Origin of the sequence: Flavobacterium sp. CG_9.1 (genome assembly GCF_015751645.1) — a bacterium.
Lineage (GTDB): Bacteria > Bacteroidota > Bacteroidia > Flavobacteriales > Flavobacteriaceae > Flavobacterium > Flavobacterium xanthum.
The window spans coordinates 33,523-56,738 of sequence record NZ_JADOVC010000020.1; the positions used below are offsets into that span (position 1 = coordinate 33,523).

A 23,216-nucleotide genomic window follows, 5' to 3' on the forward strand; every position below is an offset into this window, starting at 1 on the left:
TTATAGTTTTAAAATCTAATATTAAACAACATGATTGATTATTAATCTAGAACTACGTTATTTTGAATAGATTTTGTTACTAACGAAATACCCTAGCCCTGATAGCAGTGTAAATCCTTTTCTTTTTTTTAAAAGAAAAGATTGAAACGAATAGCAGGATTAGCTTCAAATAATAATAGATACAACTATGAAAAATTTCAATCCCGCAGACAACATTCAGGATTTACAGTGCTTTGGCGAATTTGGTGGTGTAAATCCATCCATTTCTGATTCTTCCACGTATACGTTTTTATCGGCAAAAACCATGTTCGATACTTTTGAAGGAAATATGGAAGGCTGTTATTTGTATTCTCGCCATTCTTCTCCAAGTAATTTGTATTTAGACAAAGCTTTGGCAGCGATGGAAGGAACAGAAACCGCTAATGTTTCGGCCTCCGGAATGGGCGCGATTACCCCTACTCTTTTGCAGTTGTGCGGCACGGGCGATCACATTGTTTCGAGCAGAACAATTTATGGAGGAACGTATGCTTTCTTAAAGAATTTTACCCCGCGATTAGGCATCAAAACTACCTTTGTAGATATTACAAAACTTGCTGTTGTAGAAGCTGCAATAACGGCTGAAACCAAAGTTTTATACTGTGAAACAGTTAGTAATCCATTGCTGGAAGTAGCTGATATTGAAGGTTTATCTAAAATTGCAAAACGCCATAATTTAACGCTTGTGGTTGATAATACATTTTCACCATTGTCCGTTTCTCCTGCACGATTGGGTGCTGATATTGTGATTCACAGTTTGACTAAATATATCAACGGAAGCAGTGATACTGTGGGCGGAGTAACGTGTGCCTCGAGAGAATTTATTGATAGTTTAAAAAACGTCAATAGCGGAGCCAGCATGTTACTGGGACCTACAATGGATAGTTTACGTTCAGCGAGTGTGATGAAAAACTTGCGCACTTTGCATATCCGAATGAAACAGCACAGTCATAATGCGATGTATCTGGCGCAACGCTTCGAAAAAGACGGTCTAAAAACAGTATATCCCGGTTTAGAAAGTCATCCAAGTCACGAAATATATAAAACGATGATTAATCCAGAATATGGTTTTGGAGGAATGATAACTTTGGACGTAGGAACTTTGGCAAAAGCCAATGAATTAATGGAATTGATGCAATCAAAAAATCTAGGGTATCTGGCCGTGAGTTTAGGATTTTACAAAACGTTGTTTAGTGCCCCTGGAACTTCGACATCAAGTGAAATTCCCCTAGAGGAGCAAATAGAAATGGGATTGACTGATGGTTTAATCCGATTTTCTATAGGTTTAGACAATGACATTGAAAGAACCTATCAAATGATGAAAGCGTGTATGATGGATTTGAATATTTTGCTATCTTAAAACAATTCCGCTTGTAGTAAGCCAGTTAAAAGCCTGTATACTCAATCATACAGGCTTTTGCACTCTCAAAAAAATAGTGAACACGTTTTTTTAACCTTGCTTTTAAATCATTTATTGAAGGTAAAAGTAAATCGAAGTACCTCATTTATTTTGATGTGGAGCTTATCGTTGAGCAGCTTTCGCTTATCTTCATCAAATCGTACCTAATTATTTTTTTTCTTACAACCGGCTTAAATTGCAGTTCCCTGGCCTAAAAGAATGAAAAAAAAGGAGCGAAAATAATTTTATTTTCATTCCTTTTTTTCATTCTTTTTCAGTTTTTTACCTAATTTTTTACTTGGCATCAATAGTTAAAAGCTCTTTTTAGACTTTGTTGATAGAGAATCAATTCTTATTCAACCATTTTTGCAACATTTTTTCTAAATCCAATTGAATAATAGGTTTAGGTAAGTAATCGTTCATGCCTGCTTGAAGGCATTTTTCTTTATCGCCTACCATTATGCCCGCCGTGATTGCAATTATAGGAATATCTTTAGCTTCCTTTAGTTGTCTAATTTCATCTGTTGCTTCATATCCATTTTTATTTGGCATCTGAATGTCCATTAAAATCACGTCAGGTTTTTCTTTTTTATAAATATCAACAGCCTCATTACCATCCTTAGCTTCAAGAATAGTGCAATTAGAGATGATTCTTTTGACTAATGTTTTAGCTAGTAACATATTAATTTTATTGTCTTCCACTATTAAAACTGTAAGGTCACTTAACGTATGCAAAGGTTTAATAAGGTCGTCTTTTATGCTTTTGGTAAATAACGCCGTTGTATTTTTCTTATGTTTCGCCTTTTTGAATGTAATCACAAAAAAGAAATCGCTTCCGTCGCCATATTTACTGATCAATTGTAACTTGCTATCCATCAAGGCCAGTAATTGATTTGAAATGGCCAACCCTAATCCTGTTCCACCAAATTTTCTACTGGTGGAATTATCCTCTTGTACAAACGAATTGAATATTTTCTCATTGTTTTGGGTTTTAATTCCCACTCCAGTATCTTTTACAGAAAACTGAATCGTTGATCCTTTTGCATTTGAGAAGTCAATCTGATTTATATCCAATCTTATTTCACCAAAATTGGTAAATTTAATCGCGTTACTCAAGAGGTTTACAAGTATTTGTTTCAATCGCACAGAATCAGCCAAAATGTATTGCGGAACGTTATTATTAATGTCAAGTATTAAATCTATCTTCTTTTGATTTGCTTGGAATTTAAATAAATCTATGACTTGATTTGTCAATTTAAAAAGATTCACCTCTTCAATATTAAGTTCTAATTTTCCAGATTCAATTTTAGAGAAATCCAACACATCATTGACAATTTCCATTAATGATGTTGCAGATTCATTGACAGTCGTCATGTATTCTGCTTGATTTTTTTTCAAATTTGACTTCATTAATAAATGAGTAAATCCAATTATACCGTTTAATGGCGTTCTAATTTCATGACTCATATTAGCTAGAAAATCAGTCTTTGCTTTGTTGGCAGATTCAGCTAATTCTTTAGCTTTTAGCAATTCCATTTCCATTACTTTTTGTTCCGTAATATCAATAAAACTGATTACTATTTCAAAGATTTCACCCTTCTCGTTACGATCTGGATAACCGTTTACTAACAACCATACAATATCTTTTTTTGTAGAGCGGTGTACACCTAACACAAAATTTTTCAAAGATTTCTTTGTAGCAATAATTTGGTTTACGGGATAGTTGTTAATAGACAACGGTGCATTTTCCTCATCTAAAAAATTCCAAGGAAGATCAGAAGCTTTCATCCCTTTCATTTCATTATTAGTCAATCCCAATAATTCAGCTGCTTTTTGATTATTGACAATGATGGAAGTATCAGCAGCATGAACTAGAATCCCTGCATCAAGATTGTTTAGTAAACCACGGTATCGCTCCTCGCTTTTTAAAAGTGCAAAATCGGAATTTTTTGCCGCAGTAATATCACGTGACAGACAAATAAAGTGAATTTCTTGTGCATCACTTTCCACCATAGGCGCAATTGAAAGTTCAAACCAATGCAATTCCTCATTTAGCTTTAAGGAATATTGTTTTCCGGTAGAATATCCTTCTAGCGAAGCTTCTTTTATAGCAGACAAAATTAAATTAGCTACATCTTTATTTAAAACGTCAGAAAATGTTTTTCCTAAAAAAACTTCTTGAGGCAGCGCTAATAAATCATCGCGGCGCGAATGATAATTAAAAATTTTACCGTTTATGTCTACTTCAAATAACAGGTCAGGAATGGCGCCAAGAATAGCTTCAATTTTTTTATGCATTTTCCTAAATTCGTCGTCCTTTTTTTTACGCTCGCTTATATCCCTCACAATGGCAACAATTCGACCATCAAGAATCATCTTTGCCGTGATTTCTACTGCAATAAAAGATCCTGTTTTGTGAAGCATAGTTCGTTCTATTAAGGTTTGCTCCCCATTTAATAATTCTTTGAACATAATTGGCCTTCTTACAAGTTCGGCATCAGTGTATAAATCTACTATGTTTTTTGTACAAAGTTCCTCTTTACTATACCCTAACATAACACAGGCACTTTCATTTACCTCTAGTAGGTGTCCATCGGCATCATTAATAAAAATAGAGTCTGAAGCTTGTTCGATAAGACTTCTATATTTCTCTTCACTTCGTAATAACTGCTCCTTAATATTTTTTAATTCGGTGATTTCGATCATGGCTCCATTTAAACGAATGGCTTTTCCAGATTCATCTCTGGAAATAATTCCTCTATCATAAAAAATTCCATAACTACCATCTGCTTTTTGAAAACGGAATTCGTCTGACCATAAAGTGGTTGACCCTACATAGGAATCTTCTAATTTTTTAATCACTCTTTCTCGATCCTCTGGATGAACCTTAGAACGCCATATAACACTATTGTTCTGGCCATTTGGTAAACTACTGCCAAATCCGAAAAGAGTAATGAAAGTTTGATTGTTCCAACTTTCTCCTGTTAGTACATTATATTCAAATACTGCATCATTAGTTGCTGCAGAAATCATTTCAAATCGTTCGTTAGCAATTTTTATTTTCTCCTCTGCTTTTTTAATATCAGAAAGATCCAATCCCATTCCTAAGAGACACCTCTTTCCTTTGTACTCAAAAGCATGAGAATTAATGTAATATGGAATTTTATCTTTATTTTTTGTAAATAATTTGACTTCTAATCCAGGTGCTTTAATTTCAAAGACCGTCTTTAATCTTGTTCGTATTATTTCCTTATAATCTTCATCATAAAAATCTACCGCTTCCATTTGACCAATTTCAGCTGCACTATAACCACTAACTGTCTCAAAATTTTTATTCCACCTGACAAATTTTCCTGATTCATCATACATATAAAAAACGCCAGGAAGGTTATTGATTATCAGTTCCGAAAGTTGTTTTTCCTTCAAAATGGCATCCTCAGCAATCTTGCGCTCTGAAATATCAGTAATAGTACCAATATATCCTACGATCTCATTTCTGACATTTTTTTCCGGAATCGCCTGGCCCATAACCCAAGCTATTGATCCATCCGGACGCACAAAACGATACTCTGACAATGACTTTTCAAGATCATTTGTTGCTTCCTCCCATCCTTGCGCTACTATTTTTTTATCCTCCTGATGAACAGCCGTTAACCAGCCATTACCCATAGCTTCTTCAAAAGACAATCCAGAAATTTGACACCAATAGGGATTAACATAAGTAGTATCTCCTTTTGTATCTGTGCGGAAAATTCCAACTGTAGAAACTTCCGTTAAGGTGTGATATCTTTGCTCACTATCAAATATATCTTCTTCCGCTTTTTTGCGTAGTGCTTCTTTTTCAAAAATTTCTAATGCAAAAGCCACATCGCCTGTCGCTTCCTCTAGTAATGCGATTTCCTCTTTATCAAAAAAGTTTTTCTCTACTGCATAGAAAGAAAAAGCACCAATTGCTTTTCCAAATTTTTTTATTGGAACTGACATAACAGATAAATATCCACTCTCCAATGCTTCTTTTTTCCAAGGCAGCATCATTAAATCGTTTTCAATATCATTACAAACAATCGATTTGCCCTGTCCAATGGCACGACCTGCTGGACCTCTTTCTAATGGTTCATCATCTATTGTTATGGTTTTAATTTTGGCGAAATAACCATTGTCATCCCCTACAATTTTCGCCGGTATCACTTTTTTAGTTACTTCATCTACAATGCCAATCCAGGCCATTTTAAACTTTCCTAAATTAACTGCAATAGTACATGCTTCCGTGAATAAGGTTTCTTGATCCGTAGTTCTTACAATCATCTGGTTAATTTGACTGATAAACAAATACAGCCTATTGGCTTTAATAATTTTTTGTTCCGCCAAAATTCTTTCAGTAACATCCGTGACAATTCCGTGGCAAATCACCGTTCCTTCCGGCTCAACTACAGGTAAAGAATTTACACTATGCCAAACCATTCCTTTTGTAGGATGAAAATAGCGGTATTCTCCTTTGAGAGAAACTAACTTGGATTTAGTTTCATGTATGCTGCACATCAAGCTCTCTAAATCATCCGGATGAATTAATCCGAAAATTTTATTTACATCAAACTCAATTTCTTCATAGGTAAACCCATATATTTCCTCAATGGCATGACTGGCATACGGATAACTCAATGAACCGTCTTTGTTTTGCCGCATGGAATAAATCAATCCAGGCGAGGTAGCCGCAATTTTAGCAAATTTATCTTTTTCTTTTGATAAGGTTTCATTGGCCATGATGCTTTCAGTGACATCTCTTAAATTGACAACAATACCTTTCACGCCATTGTGCTCCATCATATTATTTAGAACTCCCTGCAGCCAGATATAATTTCCATTCTTATGCTTTACTTGAAATAAAACGGGATGCGGTTTTTCTGGATTGTTAAAAGTGTTCTGCACCATTTCATGAACATATTCCAAATAATCAGGATGGAAATATTCTTGTTCCGTTAAATTTTCATATTCTTCGTGTGAGTATCCGTTAACACGAGATGACGACGGGCTGCGAAATAGAGTATTTAAATTTTCATCGATGACCGTTATAATACTGTCATTGTTTTCCACCAATGCTCGAAAGCGTTTTTCGCTTTCTTTTATTTTTTCTTCGGCTTTTTTATTTTCAGTAACGTCTTTAACAAAACCTAGAAATCGGTCATCCGAAAGCTTTACGGCATCAATGAAGCAAAACAGTTCAGTTCCATTTTTACAAATAATTTTAATCTCCCCTTTTATCGCTCCTGTTTCTTGTAAAAATTGAAATTTTTGCAAGGTAGCATCAGCTTGGTCCTCTGAAGATAGATCGCCAAATTTCATCAGTAAAAGTTCTTGCTCAGAATATCCCGTTAATGTAGAAGCAGCTTGGTTTACTTCAATATAGTTTCTATTTTGATCGATGACAAAAATTCCATCAGGAGCATTTTCAATGTAATACTTAAACTTAGCATCGCTTTCTTGCTCAATTAGTTTAAGTTTATAGTCTATCACTGCAACTTCTCGCTCTTTAATTGACTGCTCGATTAGTTTTTTCTCTGTGATGTCCTGAGTATTGCCTCTAAGTTTAACAACATTTCCCTTGTTATCTAGTACCGGTATTACAATAATCGTGAGCCATTTTATTCTTTTTTTCGAAAAAATCGCGCACTGCTCTGATTTAAACGATTTTTTATCAAGCCTAGATTGTTCGATTTTATTCTGAAAAATAACAAGATCCTCCTTCGCAAAACGACTTAAGTATCCCTTGAATAAATTTTGCTCTAATTTTTCATCAATTTCGTAAATAGAATACAATTCCTTAGACCAAACCATTTTGTTATCAATTAAATCTAATTCCCATGTTCCTATCTTGGCAATTTTTTGGGCAATGTTTAGTAGATTTTCACTGAAAATTAAATTTTCTTGAGCTTTTCTCTTTTCTGTAATATCTCTTCCAATTCCATAAATAATTTGCATCGGCAGATTTACGCTGAAAATCCAATGAATAACAACAGTTTCTCCATTTTTTTTAATACACCTGTTTTCGAAATTTAATGAAGTTAAATCTTTGGATAATCTTTCGACTTCCGCAGCTGTATTTTTTTGATCTTCGGGATGAACGAATGTAGCAAATGGATTGTTAACAAACTCCTGCTCTGAATACCCAAATTTATGTACAAAAGCTGGATTTATTTCTTTAAAGTAGCCACCATAACCTAATAAACAGAGCAAATCTTCTGATTCTTTTGTAAAGAATTCAAGATTTGATTTTTTATGTTCTCCATTCACTAACCGAATTATCTCTAATTCTTGTTCCTGTATTTTTTTGAGTAATTCATCGTACGTTGGTTTGGCCTCATTCATACCCACAAAATTGAAATAATTAGCAATAAAGTTATTGTAAAGGCTAAATGTAATAAAATAAAAACAACATATAAAATTAGGTTCGCTTTTATAAAAAAAATTTAAAACTTACGCTTCACTTCTGCTGAAGCAATAAGCAATGAAAAATGCAATGACTTCTCTACTTACTTAATTACGTTATAAAGCATAACTTACAATTTCTTTTTTATAGAATCCATTTAGTTACGAGTATTCTAATTCTTTATAAAATACAAAAACCGAAATTTTCATTTCGGTTTTTTCTTGACTGTATGCTTCGGTTGTAAATTAAAAAAATTCCACTATAGCTCTTCTTCACGATCCCAAAAACGATGTTTGCCCATGGCATCTATAAAAGAAGTTGTAAAGGTTTTATCTGGATTTTTTGAATTAATAATTATTCCATTTTCACCCTCTGTAGAATCCAATTTGTCTGTACGTTTTGTGTTGCTAAATATATCAGATTCGTCAGCACCAATAACTTTACAATGTTTATAGGCCTCATTTAAAAATTCGATTACTGCGTCATTGGAATTCATGAATTTAGCATTTTTCCCCCCTGGAATATATACTGCATCAAATAAAACTGAGGAAGCAATTAGAAAACTTTGATCTACTTTGACTTCACTTCCATCGTCCGTTTTTATGCTGCCTAAATGTGGTGCTATAATTTTAATACTCGCTCCTTCTTTTTCTAATGCGGTTTTCATAGCATTAATTGAAGCCCTATCAGCGCCCTCTGAGCATAAAAATGCAACTTGTCTGGTCGCAATTGTTTTGGACAGGGTTTTGCTTTTAAGCATACTTAATGCAGCGGAGGATTTCACGCTTTGAGGAACTTTTTTAGGTTCGTATTTTTGTTCGTCTGCATTCGCCCCAACACCATGATTTATCGGTTTTTCAGGACTCTTTGGCACCTTAAGCCCTAGACCTTTGGCTACTTTGTCTGTCAGAGTGGTATCTATTTGAGATAATAGTCCAAGCATGCGGGTTTGAATTGCCGTAGTCTCTAATTTACCTAGTTCAAAGCGCAATGCATTTATGATATGATTTTTTTCTATTTGAGTCTGACTGTTATAGAATAATGTTGCTTGACTGAAATGATCCGAAAAACTTTCGCTGCGGTCACGCACTTTTTGGGCATCAATTCTTTCATTAAAACTGGCAAAGCCTCCCTCTTCAATTTTTGCCTGAAAAGGACAGCCACCACCTAAAGAATTCGGGTGATAACTCACTCTGCCTACATTGATTTCCTGACGCATGTGTCCGTCACGCTGGTTATTGTGCATCGGGGCAATGGTTCTATTAATTGGAATTTCATGAAAATTTGGACTCCCTAAACGCGATAATTGCGTATCTGTATAAGAAAATAAACGTCCTTGCAGTAAAGGATCGTTTGTAAAATCGATTCCTGGAACAATATGACCAGGGTGAAAAGCCACTTGCTCTGTCTCAGCAAAGAAATTATCTGGATTTCGGTTGAGAACCATTTTCCCAATTATGGTAACTGGAACCAACTCTTCGGGTACTAACTTAGTAGGATCTAATAAATCAAAATCAAATTTGTGTTCATCGGCATCTGGTATAATTTGAACTCCTAATTCCCATTCAGGAAACTGTCCGTTCTCGATAGCCTCCCATAAATCCTGACGATGAAAGTCTGAATTTTTCCCTGATATTTTTTGGGCTTCATCCCAAGCGACTGCATGTGTTCCCAATTTTGGTTTCCAATGAAACTTAACAAAATGAGATTCGTTTTCTTTATTTATAAAGCGGAAGGTGTGAACACCAAAACCCTCCATCATCCTTAAGCTTCTGGGTATTGCTCTATCAGACATCACCCACATAATGGTATGCATCGTCTCTGGCATTAAGGAAATAAAATCCCAAAAAGTATCATGTGCTGAGGCAGCTTGAGGCATTTCGTTATTCGGTTCCGGCTTGACGGCATGAATTAAATCAGGAAACTTTATAGCATCTTGAATAAAAAACACGGGGACATTATTTCCAACTAGATCATAGTTGCCTTGTTCCGTGTAAAATTTTACCGAAAATCCTCTAATATCGCGTGCTAAATCTGTAGAACCTCTAGATCCTGCTACTGTTGAAAACCGAGTAAAAACAGGAGTTTTAATGCTTGGATCTTGAAGAAATCCTGCCTTGGTGTATTTCTCCATAGATTCATAAACCTGAAAATAACCGTGTGCTGCTGAACCTCGGGCGTGTACAATTCTTTCAGGGATTCTTTCATGGTCAAAATGGGTGATTTTTTCTCTTAAAATAAAATCTTCCAACAGTGAAGGGCCCCGTTCACCAGCTTTTAAGGAATTCGTGTCATCATTGATTTTTAAACCCTGATCCGTAGTCATAAAATGTTCAGTACCATCGGATTTATTTAAATTTAAATCCTGTTGCTTCCTGTTTTCAGCATCGTCTAGGTCTTTTTTGGTGTTTTTCATTTTGCCAATTTTTTAGCGTTTGTAATTCTTATAAATTTACACTTTTAAAAAATTATCTGTTTATATAATTCTAATAAAATTTTACAATATTATTTTATCAAAAATTATAAATAATTGACTTACAATTTTTTATAATTAAAAAAACACTTTGAGAAAATAAATCATCATCAAAATAAAACTAGTTAAATTAAAGTTTATTGCAAATGGAAGGAGTTAAAATTATACTGAAATGGGAACAAAAATTACTTTTTATCTCCTTGCAAGATATTTCATTTTAAGCCTAGAATAATTCTGGTACGCGTTTTGAATCTAAAACTGGAGTAGTAATCATAATTTTTTTATATACAGTAGGATTATAGAAATCGAAATGCATTTATGTGGATTCAAAAAATAATACAACAAGAGTACAATGCAAATGACTATAGATAAGCAAAAACCTTACAAAACAGCGCTTTTGGGTAAGCAAAAATGATTTTTAAGAAAAATAACCAACATTTGTATATACAATTATAAAATACGTTATATTTGTACCAACAAACGACATATATACAATTATGAAAATTGAAGACGTTTTAAAATCTACTGTACCCATGGATAATTCGAAAAAAATTATTCTAAATGTTTTGTATACACAAAATGTGATAATAGAGAATTTTAATGAAATATTAAAACCTCATGACATATCAGGAGAACAATATAATGTCCTTCGCATCTTAAGAGGGCAAAAAGGAAATCCGGCAAATATGTGGACCATTCAAGAGCGAATGTTAGCTAAAACCAGTAACACTACTCGTTTAGTAGATAAATTGTTGTTGAAAGAATTAGTGACTCGTAAAGTATGTCCTGAAAACAGACGAAAAATAGAAGTCCTAATAACACCAAAAGGATTAGGAGTTTTAGAAGAATTAGATCCGAAAGTGATTGCTCACGAGCAGTATTTTTCAAAAAATCTAAATTTAGAAGAAATAGACCAATTAAATCACTTATTAGAAAAATACAGAAACCAATAAATAAATAATTAATAATAACAATATGAATACTTTCTTAGAAAATCAAAATTGGAGATACGCAACGAAAAAATTCGATGCTACAAAAAAAATAACTACTGAAGATTTAAATACTTTAAAAGAAGCCATTCGTTTGACTTCTTCGTCTTATGGATTGCAACCTTACAAGGTTATTATCGTAGAAAATCCAGAATTAAGAGCTAAAATCCAACCTTCGGCTTGGGGACAATCACAAATTGTTGAAGCATCACATTTAATTGTTTTTGCAAATGAATTAAATTTTGGAGCAGAAGGGATAGACAATTTAATTCAGAACATGAGTCAAACTAGAGAAATTCCTTTAGAAAACTTGAAACCTTATGGTGATTTAATGAAAAACAATCTTACATCACTTCCAGAAGATGATCGTAATCATTGGACTGCAAAGCAAACGTATTTAGCACTAGGAAATTTACTTAACGCTGCTGCTGAACTTAAAATAGACGTAACGCCAATGGAAGGTTTTGTTCCTGCCGATGTAAATGAAATTTTAGGTTTAGAAAAACTTGGACTTAATGCTTCATTAATGGCTACTTTAGGATACAGACATGAAGATGATGCTACCCAATATTACAAAAAAGTAAGAAAATCAAACGAAGACTTATTCATTACTTTATAAATTACTAATCCAAAATCAAATATTAATTCAAATCAAATTCTAACAAATGAAAAATTTAAAATCAATCGCATTAGCATTAGTAGTAGTTTTATCTACTATATCAGTAACTGCACAAACTAAAAAAGTGAACACCTCAGCAAGTACAATCAACTGGGTTGGAAAAAAAGTAACTGGAGCTCATGAAGGCACAATCAACCTTAAAGATGGTACATTAGTTTTCAAAGGAAAAAAATTAGTAGGTGGTACATTTGTAGTAGACATGACGTCTATGATTGTTACTGACTTAAAAGCTGGTCAAGGGAAAGAAAAATTAGAAGGTCACTTGAAAGCGAATGACTTTTTTGGATCAGATAAATTTGCAACAGCAACTTTGGTTTTCAAAAAATTAGTTACAAAAGCACCAAATGTATACACAGTAACTGGAGATTTAACGATTAAAGGAATTACTAAACCTGTAACTTTTGATCTTGCTACCACTACCACTTCAGCTACGGCAAATGTAAAAATTGACAGAACAAAATACGATATTAAATACGGTTCTGGAAGTTTCTTTGACAGCTTAGGAGACAAAGCAATCAATGATGATTTCGATTTAGCTATAGCTTTGAAATTCTAATTTCATTTCAAAACAATATCATTAAACCCTAACAAGCAATTGTTGGGGTTTTGTTCTTTTATAAATTTCTGCTAGAAATTTTATTTAACAAATAATCTTCATTTTTACTGATTTTTAACGCATTTTATGTTTGAATAATCGAATTTAATTTCTACATTTGCCTCAATAAACAAAACATGAAAACAATTTTAAGCAATACTTGGTGGTGGAACAATTTACGTCAGTCGTCGTGAACTAAGCTCCTATAGTATTATTAAAACTATAAATATAAAAAGGCTTGTCATCACGACAGGCCTTTTTTTTGTGCCAATTTTACCAGTTAAACACAACATTAAAAACATAACAATTGAAATCATTTAACTTAAATACAAATTACAAGCAAATCTTGGCTGATACAATTACTCCTGTGAGTGTGTATCTCAAAATTCGGGATAAATTCCCAAATAGTCTGTTACTGGAAAGTAGTGATTATCATGGGAATGACAACAGTTTCTCCTACATCTGTTGTAATCCGATTGCTTCCATCAAAATAGAAAACGAAACTATTTACAAGACTTTCCCTGATGGCAGTTCTGAGAAAATAAATATTGACAAAACAACTGACATTCCTGCACTTATTCAAGAATTTTCAGGTCAGTTTAAATCAAAAAAGAATGATTTCAAATTCATCTATAATGGACTTTTTGGATATATTTCATACGATGCTGTTCGGTATTTCGAAAAAGTATCTATTGCTAAAAAAGAAAATAGCAACACGATCCCCGATGTTTATTATGCCGTGTACCAAAACATCATTGCTATCAACCATTTTAAAAATGAAGCCTATATTTTCTGTCACAGTTTAGACGATAGAAATAATATATCCGAAATCGAACAATTGTTGCAATCCCGAAACATTTCATCTTATAAATTTTATAAAGAAGGCGAAGGCTTTTCAAATTTAACCGATGAAGAATTCAAGCATAATGTGGCTTTGGCCAAAAAGCATTGTTTCCGCGGAGATGTGTTCCAGTTAGTTTTATCTCGCAGGTTTACCCAAGGATTTAAAGGCGATGAATTCAATGTCTACAGAGCGTTGAGAAGCATCAATCCATCTCCTTATTTATTCTTTTTTGATTACGGAGACTTTAAAATATTTGGTTCTTCACCCGAAGCACAAATCATTGTAAAAGATCGCAAAGCTGAAATTCACCCTATTGCAGGTACTTTCAAACGAACGGGAGATGATGAAAAAGATGCCGTTCTAGCCAAAGAATTATCCATAGATAAAAAAGAAAATAGCGAGCATGTAATGTTAGTGGATTTGGCCAGAAATGATTTAAGCCGAAACGGTCATAATGTCAACGTTGAAAAATATAGAGAAGTACAATTCTTCTCGCACGTAATTCACTTGGTTTCAAAAGTAACGGGACACTTGCATGAAAATGCGACGACAATGCAAGTCGTAGCGGATACTTTTCCGGCAGGTACATTGAGTGGTGCTCCTAAACACCGGGCAATGCAGCTGATTGAAGAGTATGAAAAAACCAATAGAAATTTTTATGGTGGCGCTATCGGATTTATGGATTTTGAAGGTAATTTTAATCATGCGATTATGATTCGGACTTTTTTGAGTAAAAACCATCAATTACACTCCCAAGCTGGAGCGGGAATTGTAGCGGGATCTGATGAAGAAAGCGAAATGCAAGAGGTTTACAATAAATTATTAGCGCTGAATAAAGCTTTAGATTTAGCGGAAACGATATAAATCCCCTCCCCGACCCTCCCCAAAGGGAAGGGAGCCAAATCTAAAAAAATCAGCAACTTATGTAGTTGTAAATAAAAATAATAATTAAAAAACCTATTTACCCCAATAGGTACTCCCCTCCTTCGGAGGGGCTGGGGGAGGAAAATGAAAAAAATACTAGTCATAGACAATTACGATAGTTTCACCTACAATTTAGTACACTATCTGGAAGATTTAGATTGCGAAGTAACCGTTTACAGAAACGACGAATTTGACATCGATGAAATTGCTGTTTTCGATAAAATTTTGCTATCTCCAGGACCTGGAATCCCGGATGAAGCCGGTTTATTGAAAGAGGTGATTAGGAAATATGCACCTACCAAAAGCATTTTTGGAGTGTGTCTTGGACAGCAGGCCATAGGAGAAGTTTTTGGAGGAACACTTTCCAACTTAGACAAAGTGTATCATGGCGTTGCCACCAATGTAAAAACAGCAGTAAATGATGAACTTTTATTCGAAGGATTAGGAAATGAATTTGAAGTAGGACGTTACCATTCTTGGGTTGTAGATGCCACTTTACCCGATGTTCTTGAAGCTACTTCATTCGACGAAAATGGTCAAGTAATGTCCTTAAGACATAAAACCTACGATGTACGCGGCGTTCAGTTTCATCCAGAAAGCGTATTGACGCCTAATGGTAAAAAGATATTAGAAAATTGGGTGAAATCATAGTATTCAGTGTTCAGCCGCAGTAATCAGTTGACTGAATTTAATAACAATATTCAATACTAAACTTTGCGTCTTTGAGCCTTAGCGGCAAAAAATAAAATAATATGAAAAATATATTAAATAGACTGATTAATCACGAAATACTTTCTTCAGCAGAAGCAAAAGATGTATTGGTTAATATTTCCAACGGAAGTTATAATCCGAGTCAAATTACAGCATTCCTTACCGTTTACATGATGCGTAGCGTTAGTATTGAGGAGCTTTCAGGTTTCCGAGAAGCGTTGTTGGATTTATGTATTAAAGTGGATTTATCAGCCTACAACACCATCGATTTGTGTGGAACAGGTGGTGATGGAAAAGATACTTTTAATATTTCCACTTTGGCTTCCTTTGTAGCAGCAGGTGCAGGAGTAAAAGTCGCAAAACATGGAAATTACGGGGTTTCCTCTATTTCAGGTTCTAGTAATGTGATGGAAAAATTAGGAATCAAATTTAGCAATGACGCTGGTTATATAGAAAAAAGTATCGACAAAGCAGGAATTGCCATTTTACATGCACCATTATTTCACCCCGCGATGAAAAATGTAGGTCCAATCCGAAAAGAATTAGCAGTAAAAACATTTTTTAATATGCTAGGACCAATGGTAAATCCGTCACTTCCAAAAAACCAATTGGTTGGTGTTTTCAATTTAGAATTAGCCAGAATGTATGCATACTTGTATCAGAATACGGATGTGAATTTTACGATTTTACATTCGCTTGACGGTTATGATGAAGTTTCTTTAACTGGAGCAACAAAAACAATCACAAGCACGATGGAAGGAATGCTGCATCCCGAAGATTTTGGTGTTCGCCTTTTGTTGCAAAGCGAGATTGAAGGAGGAACAACCATCGAAGATTCAGCACAAATATTTATGAATATTATTTCTGGAAAAGGAACCGAAGCGCAAAACAACGTAGTCTGTGCAAATGCAGCTATGGCCATTGCCACGGTGACAAAATGTTCTCCTTTAGAAGGATTTCAAATAGCGAAAGAAAGTTTATTATCCGGAAAAGGACTTTTATCTTTGAACAAATTGAAAGATTTAAGCAAATAAAAAATAGTTTAAAGTTTAAGGTTTAAAGTTGTTGATTTGGAAAAACTTTAAACCTTAAACAAAGAAAACTTTAAACAAATAATTAAATGAACATCCTAGATAAAATTATAGTTGACAAAAAACGAGAAGTAATTCTCAAGAAATCAATCATTCCAGTTTCACAACTAGAAGCGTCTGTTTTCTTTGAAAAAAAGACTATTTCTTTGAGTACTAATTTACGACACAGCACATCCGGAATTATTGCAGAACACAAACGTCGTTCGCCTTCTAAAGCAGAAATCAATTATAGTTTTACGGTGGAAGAAGTAACAAAAGGATACGAAAATGCTGGTGCGTGTGGCATATCGGTATTGACGGATGGAAAATATTTTGGAGGTTCGTTAGATGATTTACTTTTGGCACGAGCCACAGTAAATATTCCGTTATTGCGAAAAGAATTTATTGTAGATGAATACCAAATCCTAGAAGCCAAAGCGTATGGAGCTGATTTAATTCTGCTAATCGCAGCAGTTTTAACAAGAGAGGAAATTAAAGCCTTATCCGAATTTGCAAAAAGACTAGGACTCGAAGTGTTGCTTGAAGTACACAATCAGGAAGAATTAGAAAAATCGATTATGCCCTCATTAGACCTGATTGGGGTAAACAATAGAAACCTGAAAACATTTGAAGTAAGTTTAGATTTCAGCAAGCAATTAGCCAACCAAATTCCAGATGATTTTGTGAAAATTTCAGAAAGTGGAATTTCATCCATTGAAGCCATTAATGAATTGAAACCTTTTGGATATAAGGGATTTTTAATTGGTGAAAACTTCATGAAAACGGATAATGCGGGTCAAGCAGCAACGGAATTTATTAAGCAAATAGCCCACTAATCCCCAAAAGGGAATTAGCAACAAATAAATATTTTTGTCAATAATGGATTCATTTTTAGAAAATAAAAATAGTGGTAATCTTCAAACAAATTCCACTCCAATATTCCCCCTCCGGGGATCAGGGGGCTTTGGGACTAAAATCTGCGGAATGAAATACCCTAACAATATTCTCGAAGTAGCCTCACTCCTACCCGATTATATGGGATTTATATTCTGGGATAAATCTACTAGGTATTTTGATGGAGTGATTCCACCTTTACCTAAATCGATTAAAAAAGTGGGTGTTTTTGTTAATGAAAGTATCGCAGTTATTTTGGCGAAAGCGCAAACCCACGATTTACAAGCCATTCAGTTGCACGGCCATGAATCAGTGGCATTTTGTACTGAATTAAGGAGCGCAATAGGAAATGATATTGAAATTATAAAAGTATTTTCGGTTGCTGCTGATTTTGATTTTGAAGTCCTGCAACCCTTTGAAGCGGTTTGTGATTATTTCCTTTTTGATACTAAAGGAAAATTACCTGGTGGCAACGGCTCGACATTCGATTGGACAGTATTAAAAAAATACCCATCGACCAAACCTTTTTTTCTAAGCGGTGGCATCGGTTTAGAAGAAATCGATTTGACAACATCAATTTTAGCAACACAATTACCCATTCATGCTTTGGATTTAAATAGTAAATTTGAAACAGAGCCTGGATTAAAAGACAAAAATTTATTGAGCAAGTTTCAGCATAATTTGAAACTTTAAACTTTTAAACTTAAAACAAAATGAGTTACAACGTCAACGAAAAAGGCTATTATGGAGAATTTGGAGGTGCTTTCATTCCTGAAATGTTATATCCAAATGTAGAAGAATTACGCCAAAATTATTTAAAAATCACAGCTGAACCAGCATTTCAAGCTGAATTTGATGACCTACTTAAGGAGTATGTAGGTCGCCCTACGCCACTGTATTTTGCAAAGCGTTTATCCGAACAATACAACACCAAAATCTATCTGAAAAGAGAAGATCTATGCCATACGGGCGCACATAAAATCAATAACACGATTGGACAAATTATTCTTGCAAAACGATTGGGCAAGACCAGAATCATTGCCGAAACTGGTGCAGGTCAGCATGGAGTGGCTACCGCAACCGTTTGTGCCTTGATGGGCTTGGAATGCATCGTGTACATGGGCGAAGTCGACATTAAGCGTCAGGCACCAAATGTGGCTCGTATGAAAATGTTAGGTGCCGAAGTTCGTCCTGCCAAATCAGGTTCAAAAACCTTGAAAGATGCTACAAATGAAGCCATCAGAGATTGGATCAATAATCCTGTTGACACCTATTATATTATAGGATCTGTCGTAGGACCACATCCCTATCCAGATATGGTAGCGCGTTTTCAAAGTGTTATCTCGAAAGAAATTAAAGAACAATTACTAGAAAAAGAAGGACGTGAAAATCCCGATTACGTAATCGCCTGTGTTGGTGGTGGAAGCAATGCCGCAGGAACGTATTATCATTTTCTAGACAATGAAGACGTGACCATTATTGCTGTGGAAGCAGCTGGTTTAGGAGTTGATTCTGGAGAAAGTGCCGCTACCTCCGCTTTAGGAAAAGTGGGAGTTATTCATGGAAGTAAAACCTTATTGATGCAAACTACGGATGGCCAAATCACAGAGCCATATTCCATTTCTGCAGGGCTCGATTACCCAGGAGTAGGACCTATGCATGCTAATTTATTCGCTACTGGTAGAGCAAAATTTATCTCGATCACCGATGCGCAAGCTATGGATTGGGGTATCAAATTATCTCAAATGGAAGGATTGATTCCTGCCATCGAAAGTGCCCATGCTTTTGCAGTTCTGGATGAAATGAAGTTCAAACCAGAAGATATTGTGGTCATCAACCTTTCCGGTCGTGGCGACAAAGATTTAAATACCTATATTGATTATTTTAAATTATAATTGTATTTATCCTGAATTTATTTCGGGGTTTATCCTGAATTTATTTCAGGGTTTATCCCGAATTTATTTCAGGGTTTATCCTGAATTTATTTCAGGGCGTTCCCTTGCTTTCACTAGCGTTACTGCAAGGTCAGGCTTTCCGTTACAATCTTTTTCACCTTGCTAAAAAGCAAGCTAAAAAAGGATTTTCACTACACTCCTTAACGCAAAAAAAGTATACGAAGCAGTTCAATTCAGATTTTGAAAATAGAAACTATGGAAAAATTATTCGCTTATGGCAGCCTTCAAAATGAGGACATACAAACAGATCTATTTGGACGGATTCTTGAGGGAACTCCTGAAACACTAATTGGTTATATTGTAAAAAACATTCAAATTGAAGAAGAATTTGGGTTAGTCTACTATCCCATTATTACGGAAACTCACAAGCCTGAAGATACAATCAACGGAATGGTTTATGCCATAACCACAAAGGAACTGCATCAATCGGATCTTTATGAAGGATTGCATTACAAGCGTGTTGAAGTACAATTGCAATCCAACCAAAAAGCTTGGGCATACAGTGCGGCAATTTGATTTAAGATTTACGATACCGCTCCGCAAAGTCTCCGACTTTGAGAAGGTTTTAAACGGTCTCCGACCGCATTAATAAAAAAAGTTTGAAACCTCTGCTCCGCAAAGTCTCTGACTTTGAGGAAGTTTTTAACGGTCTCCGACCGCATTAATAAAAAAAGTCTGAAAACTGCAAAAAGCATCCTCAAAGCCAAACGCTTTGCGGATCTAAAAAGATAAAAAAATTATACAGAATATAAAATGAACAGAATAAATCAGAAATTACAAGAAGACAAAAAAATACTTTCCATCTACTTTTCGGCAGGATATCCCAACTTAAATGACACCGTACAAATCATTCAAGACCTAGAAAAAAATGGTGTTGACATGATAGAAATTGGATTGCCGTTCAGCGATCCATTGGCCGATGGACCAACAATTCAGGAAAGTTCTACGCAAGCATTGCATAATGGAATGACCACTCAAGTATTGTTTGACCAACTAAAAGACATTCGGAAAACGGTGGCTATTCCGCTAATTATTATGGGCTATTTCAACCCAATGTTACAATACGGAATTGATAATTTTTGCAAAGAATGCGCTGCTATTGGCATTGACGGATTAATCATACCCGACCTTCCCGTTAATGTGTATGCGGACGAATACAGAGCTACTTTTGAAAAATACGGCTTGAAAAATATATTCTTAATTACGCCACAAACTTCTGTAGAACGCATCCACTTTATTGACAGTGTTTCTGATGGATTCATTTATATGGTGAGTTCAGCGAGTGTGACAGGATCACAAACGGGTTTTGGCAGCGCACAGGAAGACTATTTCAAGCGCATTGCCGATATGAATCTGAAAAATCCTCAAGTAATTGGTTTTGGAATCAACAACAAAGAAACCTTCGAGCAAGCCACGCAATTTGCCAAAGGAGCGATTATAGGCAGTGCTTTTATTCAGGATTTAACCAAAAACGGAACAGGAAAAATTGAAGAGTTCGTAAAAGCGATTCGATAAAATTTTTTTTATTATAAAAGTAAACCGGCGTTTAAAGTACCTTTAAACGCCGGTTTTTTGTTTTAAATTTATATTTTTTATAACTGCCTACTTATTTCAAAAAAAGCTATCTGCTTATTTATAAGAAAGTTGTGAAATATTTAAGGAATATAAAGCGAAACAAGCCTTCCACAATCTAACTAGAATTAGGTGTAGGCGAAGGTTTATTTCGCTTACATATAAATGGTGCGACATTTTAAAAAAGCATCAAAAAACTAAGTAAGTTATTTCATAAATAAATATCTGGTCAAAATAAATAATTACTACTGGTGAATCAGCACTACTTAATCTTTCCTTTTAGCAATGCATATTGATTATTCTAAAATCTTAGAGCTAACAGAATTTACTTTATATTTAACGATAACTAAATTCCATTAAAAAACAAACCAATTCATTGAAATGTTTTGTTTTTGACTTTACCGAATAACAACAAAATAAAACATCAATACTATGAGAAAATTGTCAATTACATTATTGTTTTTATTACAGTTGCATGTTGCAATCGCTCAAAATAAAACTGAGGGTGTTATCCTTACTGATATGTTAAAAATTAAAACTGTTGGAAACATCAGCTTAACTAAGGACGGAAAACGAGCTGCTTTTACGGTAAATACAATTGAAAATGATGAAAATAACAAGCTGGATTATAAGTACCGCTCTCAGATTTTCACAGTGGCTATCTCAGGAAAAACCACGCCTGTTCAACTGACCACACATAAAGATGGAGCTACAAAACCTACCTGGAGCCCTGACGGCAAGCAAATGGCTTTTACTCGTTCTGTAGAAGACAAAAATCAAATATTTATCATTTCTATGGAAGGCGGTGAACCCATGCAATTAACAAAAGATAAATATGGCGCAAGCAATCCAAAATGGTCACCAGATGGCAAAAAGATACTATATTCATCTAGTGTCCCGTTGCGCGATTTACTGCAAGATTCTATTTTAAACCCAGCAAAATCGATTCCTACATGGAAAATGGAAAAGCCTGGTTTTGATAAAAACGAGCATTTAGTAACCAATAAAGAAAAGCCAGACCCAAACGGAAGTTTATCTCAAATTAGAGCCTATCTTGATAAAAATGCAACCGATAAAAAAGCAATTGTTCTTAATAAATTGAATTTTCAAAGTGAATCAAACGTATCATCGGATATGAATTTCAATCACTTTTTTGAAATAAATGTATCTAAAGATGCAACTCCCCGACTACTAACAAATGGTTTTTATAATTTTAACAACGCTGATTATACGCCAAACGGAAAACAAATAATTCTATCAGGAGATGTAGATTCTACAGAAAACCAAGACCGATCCTTAGAAAGTGAGCTTTTTATAATGGATGCCAATGGAGAAAATTTCAAAATGCTATTAGGAGAAGACGGAAAAAGATACAATAGCGCGTCACTATCGCCCTCTGGGAAATGGTTGGCTTTTCTTTCCAGCACCACCTCATTTGTATCAGTACCTTCACTATCGATAATGCCACTAAATGGAACTGAAAAAGATATTGTTACTATTCCTTTTGATCGTAACAAGTCAAATCTTACCTGGAGCAAAAATGATAAATATTTGTATTTTACCGCTCAAATGAATGGTGGCAACGTATTGCACAGAGTCAACCCATTAACGCAAAAAATAGAAACACTTTCTAGCACTGATGCAGGAATATCTAGTTTTGATATAGCAAACAATACGATTATTTACTCAAAAACTCAGGTGTCAAATCCATCTGAATTGTATTTGGCTGATGCCAACTTCAAAAACGAGAAAAAAATCAGCACTTTTAATGATTGGGTTGCTACTAAAAAATTATCTTACCCGGAAAAGAAAACATTCCAAAACGAATTAGGAATGACCGTGGAATATTGGATTATGAAACCATCTAACTATAAACAAGGAGAAAAATACCCACTATTGCTAGAAATTCACGGAGGACCATCCGCCATGTGGGGTCCTGGTGAGGAAAGTATGTGGCACGAATACCAATATTTTTGTAGCAAAGGATATGGAGTAGTCTACAGTAATCCGAGAGGTTCTGGTGGATATGGATTGGATTTTTTGAGAGGAAATATCAATGATTGGGGCACCGGACCGGCTAGTGACGTACTAACAGCATTAGATAAAACGGTTCAAGAAGGATGGGCAGACCAGTCTAAGTTACTCATTACGGGTGGTTCTTATGCGGGCTATTTGACCGCATGGATTATAAGTCATGACAATCGCTTTAAAGCAGCATGTGCGCAACGAGGTGTTTATGATCTGAATACCTTTTTTGGAGAAGGAAACGCGTGGCGATTGGTGCCCAATTATTTTGGTGGCTATCCGTGGGAACCAAAAGTTAAGGAGATTCTAGCCGGTGAATCACCAATAAATTATGTACAAAATATTACAACACCGTTTATTATTTTTCATGGAGGTAACGATCGAAGAACTGGGTTTGTTCAAGCTGAAATGCTTTTTCGAAGTCTAAAAGTATTGGGTCGTCCTGTAGAATTTGTTGTGCATCCCGGCGCCACTCATGAAATTACTCGTGCTGGTGATAATCGTCAACGTATGGATCAAATGCTACGAACGTATGAGTTTTTTGAAAGAACAATCGACAAGAAATAAACTATAAAATCAACTACCTATAACTCAGTTTAAAATTCATACCATTTATTCCTAAAAAA

At 34.8% G+C, this 23,216-nt stretch carries 15 protein-coding genes; 13 read left to right on the forward strand and 2 right to left on the reverse strand.

Going from position 1 to position 23,216, the window contains the following annotated elements:
• The first annotated feature begins 187 nt into the window (after window positions 1–187).
• Complete coding sequence (locus IWX83_RS11580) at window positions 188–1,396, forward strand: aminotransferase class I/II-fold pyridoxal phosphate-dependent enzyme (RefSeq protein WP_073353982.1); 1,209 nt, start codon at window positions 188–190, stop codon at window positions 1,394–1,396.
• A gap of 384 nt (window positions 1,397–1,780) precedes the next feature.
• On the opposite strand, the gene IWX83_RS11585 is transcribed toward IWX83_RS11580, so the two are convergent.
• Together IWX83_RS11585 and IWX83_RS11590 are read right to left on the reverse strand one after the other, a co-directional pair.
• The gene (locus IWX83_RS11585) at window positions 1,781–7,798 is read right to left on the reverse strand and encodes a PAS domain S-box protein (RefSeq protein WP_196829821.1); all 6,018 of its coding nucleotides are present in this window, start codon (window positions 7,796–7,798) and stop codon (window positions 1,781–1,783) included.
• A gap of 320 nt (window positions 7,799–8,118) precedes the next feature.
• Window positions 8,119–10,275 carry a catalase gene (locus tag IWX83_RS11590; protein WP_196829823.1) on the reverse strand — a complete coding sequence of 719 codons (2,157 nt, stop codon included), beginning with the start codon at window positions 10,273–10,275 and terminating at the stop codon, window positions 8,119–8,121.
• 554 nt (window positions 10,276–10,829) lie between these two features.
• On the opposite strand from IWX83_RS11590, the gene IWX83_RS11595 reads away from it, so the two are divergent.
• From IWX83_RS11595 to IWX83_RS11650, 12 genes are all read left to right on the forward strand, one after another.
• Window positions 10,830–11,285 carry a MarR family winged helix-turn-helix transcriptional regulator gene (locus IWX83_RS11595; protein ID WP_196829825.1) on the forward strand — a complete coding sequence of 152 codons (456 nt, stop codon included), beginning with the start codon at window positions 10,830–10,832 and terminating at the stop codon, window positions 11,283–11,285.
• 22 nt (window positions 11,286–11,307) lie between these two features.
• A complete protein-coding gene (locus IWX83_RS11600; RefSeq protein ID WP_073353977.1) occupies window positions 11,308–11,940 on the forward strand; it encodes an NAD(P)H-dependent oxidoreductase in 633 nt (210 codons plus the stop codon).
• Window positions 11,941–11,986: 46 nt separating this feature from the next.
• The gene (locus IWX83_RS11605) at window positions 11,987–12,556 is read left to right on the forward strand and encodes a YceI family protein (RefSeq protein WP_196829827.1); all 570 of its coding nucleotides are present in this window, start codon (window positions 11,987–11,989) and stop codon (window positions 12,554–12,556) included.
• Window positions 12,557–12,902: 346 nt separating this feature from the next.
• Window positions 12,903–14,303, forward strand: coding sequence for an anthranilate synthase component I family protein (locus IWX83_RS11610; RefSeq protein ID WP_196829829.1), 1,401 nt, complete (start codon window positions 12,903–12,905; stop codon window positions 14,301–14,303).
• Window positions 14,304–14,447: 144 nt separating this feature from the next.
• Window positions 14,448–15,014: an aminodeoxychorismate/anthranilate synthase component II gene (locus IWX83_RS11615; protein WP_073353973.1), complete on the forward strand. Its 567-nt coding sequence runs from the start codon at window positions 14,448–14,450 to the stop codon at window positions 15,012–15,014.
• Between the two features lie 101 nt (window positions 15,015–15,115).
• The gene (gene trpD / locus IWX83_RS11620) at window positions 15,116–16,108 is read left to right on the forward strand and encodes an anthranilate phosphoribosyltransferase (RefSeq protein ID WP_196829831.1); all 993 of its coding nucleotides are present in this window, start codon (window positions 15,116–15,118) and stop codon (window positions 16,106–16,108) included.
• Window positions 16,109–16,194: 86 nt separating this feature from the next.
• Window positions 16,195–16,980 (forward strand): indole-3-glycerol phosphate synthase TrpC, encoded by a 786-nt coding sequence (gene trpC, locus IWX83_RS11625; RefSeq protein ID WP_196829832.1) that lies wholly within the window; start codon window positions 16,195–16,197, stop codon window positions 16,978–16,980.
• Between the two features lie 148 nt (window positions 16,981–17,128).
• Window positions 17,129–17,731: a phosphoribosylanthranilate isomerase gene (locus IWX83_RS11630; protein ID WP_196829833.1), complete on the forward strand. Its 603-nt coding sequence runs from the start codon at window positions 17,129–17,131 to the stop codon at window positions 17,729–17,731.
• A 20-nt stretch (window positions 17,732–17,751) separates the two neighbouring features.
• Window positions 17,752–18,933, forward strand: coding sequence for a tryptophan synthase subunit beta (gene trpB / locus IWX83_RS11635; RefSeq protein WP_073353967.1), 1,182 nt, complete (start codon window positions 17,752–17,754; stop codon window positions 18,931–18,933).
• A 255-nt stretch (window positions 18,934–19,188) separates the two neighbouring features.
• Window positions 19,189–19,509, forward strand: coding sequence for a gamma-glutamylcyclotransferase family protein (locus tag IWX83_RS11640; RefSeq protein ID WP_073353965.1), 321 nt, complete (start codon window positions 19,189–19,191; stop codon window positions 19,507–19,509).
• Between the two features lie 237 nt (window positions 19,510–19,746).
• Entirely contained in the window at window positions 19,747–20,508 is a 762-nt protein-coding gene (gene trpA, locus IWX83_RS11645; RefSeq protein ID WP_073353964.1) for a tryptophan synthase subunit alpha, read from the forward strand.
• Between the two features lie 489 nt (window positions 20,509–20,997).
• A complete protein-coding gene (locus tag IWX83_RS11650) occupies window positions 20,998–23,157 on the forward strand; it encodes a S9 family peptidase (protein ID WP_196829834.1) in 2,160 nt (719 codons plus the stop codon).
• Window positions 23,158–23,216: the final 59 nt, after the last annotated feature.

What these genes read in the sequence shown, in the direction of transcription:
- trpC (WP_196829832.1), top strand. Translation starts at nt 16,195, where the DNA reads ATGAACATCCTAGATAAAATTATAGTTGACAAAAAACGAGAAGTAATT.
- IWX83_RS11630 (WP_196829833.1), top strand. Translation starts at nt 17,129, where the DNA reads ATGAAATACCCTAACAATATTCTCGAAGTAGCCTCACTCCTACCCGAT.
- IWX83_RS11585 (WP_196829821.1), bottom strand. Translation starts at nt 7,798, where the DNA reads ATGAATGAGGCCAAACCAACGTACGATGAATTACTCAAAAAAATACAG.
- IWX83_RS11590 (WP_196829823.1), bottom strand. Translation starts at nt 10,275, where the DNA reads ATGAAAAACACCAAAAAAGACCTAGACGATGCTGAAAACAGGAAGCAA.
- trpA (WP_073353964.1), top strand. Translation starts at nt 19,747, where the DNA reads ATGAACAGAATAAATCAGAAATTACAAGAAGACAAAAAAATACTTTCC.
- IWX83_RS11580 (WP_073353982.1), top strand. Translation starts at nt 188, where the DNA reads ATGAAAAATTTCAATCCCGCAGACAACATTCAGGATTTACAGTGCTTT.
- IWX83_RS11640 (WP_073353965.1), top strand. Translation starts at nt 19,189, where the DNA reads ATGGAAAAATTATTCGCTTATGGCAGCCTTCAAAATGAGGACATACAA.
- IWX83_RS11600 (WP_073353977.1), top strand. Translation starts at nt 11,308, where the DNA reads ATGAATACTTTCTTAGAAAATCAAAATTGGAGATACGCAACGAAAAAA.
- IWX83_RS11595 (WP_196829825.1), top strand. Translation starts at nt 10,830, where the DNA reads ATGAAAATTGAAGACGTTTTAAAATCTACTGTACCCATGGATAATTCG.
- IWX83_RS11605 (WP_196829827.1), top strand. Translation starts at nt 11,987, where the DNA reads ATGAAAAATTTAAAATCAATCGCATTAGCATTAGTAGTAGTTTTATCT.
- IWX83_RS11650 (WP_196829834.1), top strand. Translation starts at nt 20,998, where the DNA reads ATGAGAAAATTGTCAATTACATTATTGTTTTTATTACAGTTGCATGTT.
- IWX83_RS11615 (WP_073353973.1), top strand. Translation starts at nt 14,448, where the DNA reads ATGAAAAAAATACTAGTCATAGACAATTACGATAGTTTCACCTACAAT.
- trpD (WP_196829831.1), top strand. Translation starts at nt 15,116, where the DNA reads ATGAAAAATATATTAAATAGACTGATTAATCACGAAATACTTTCTTCA.
- trpB (WP_073353967.1), top strand. Translation starts at nt 17,752, where the DNA reads ATGAGTTACAACGTCAACGAAAAAGGCTATTATGGAGAATTTGGAGGT.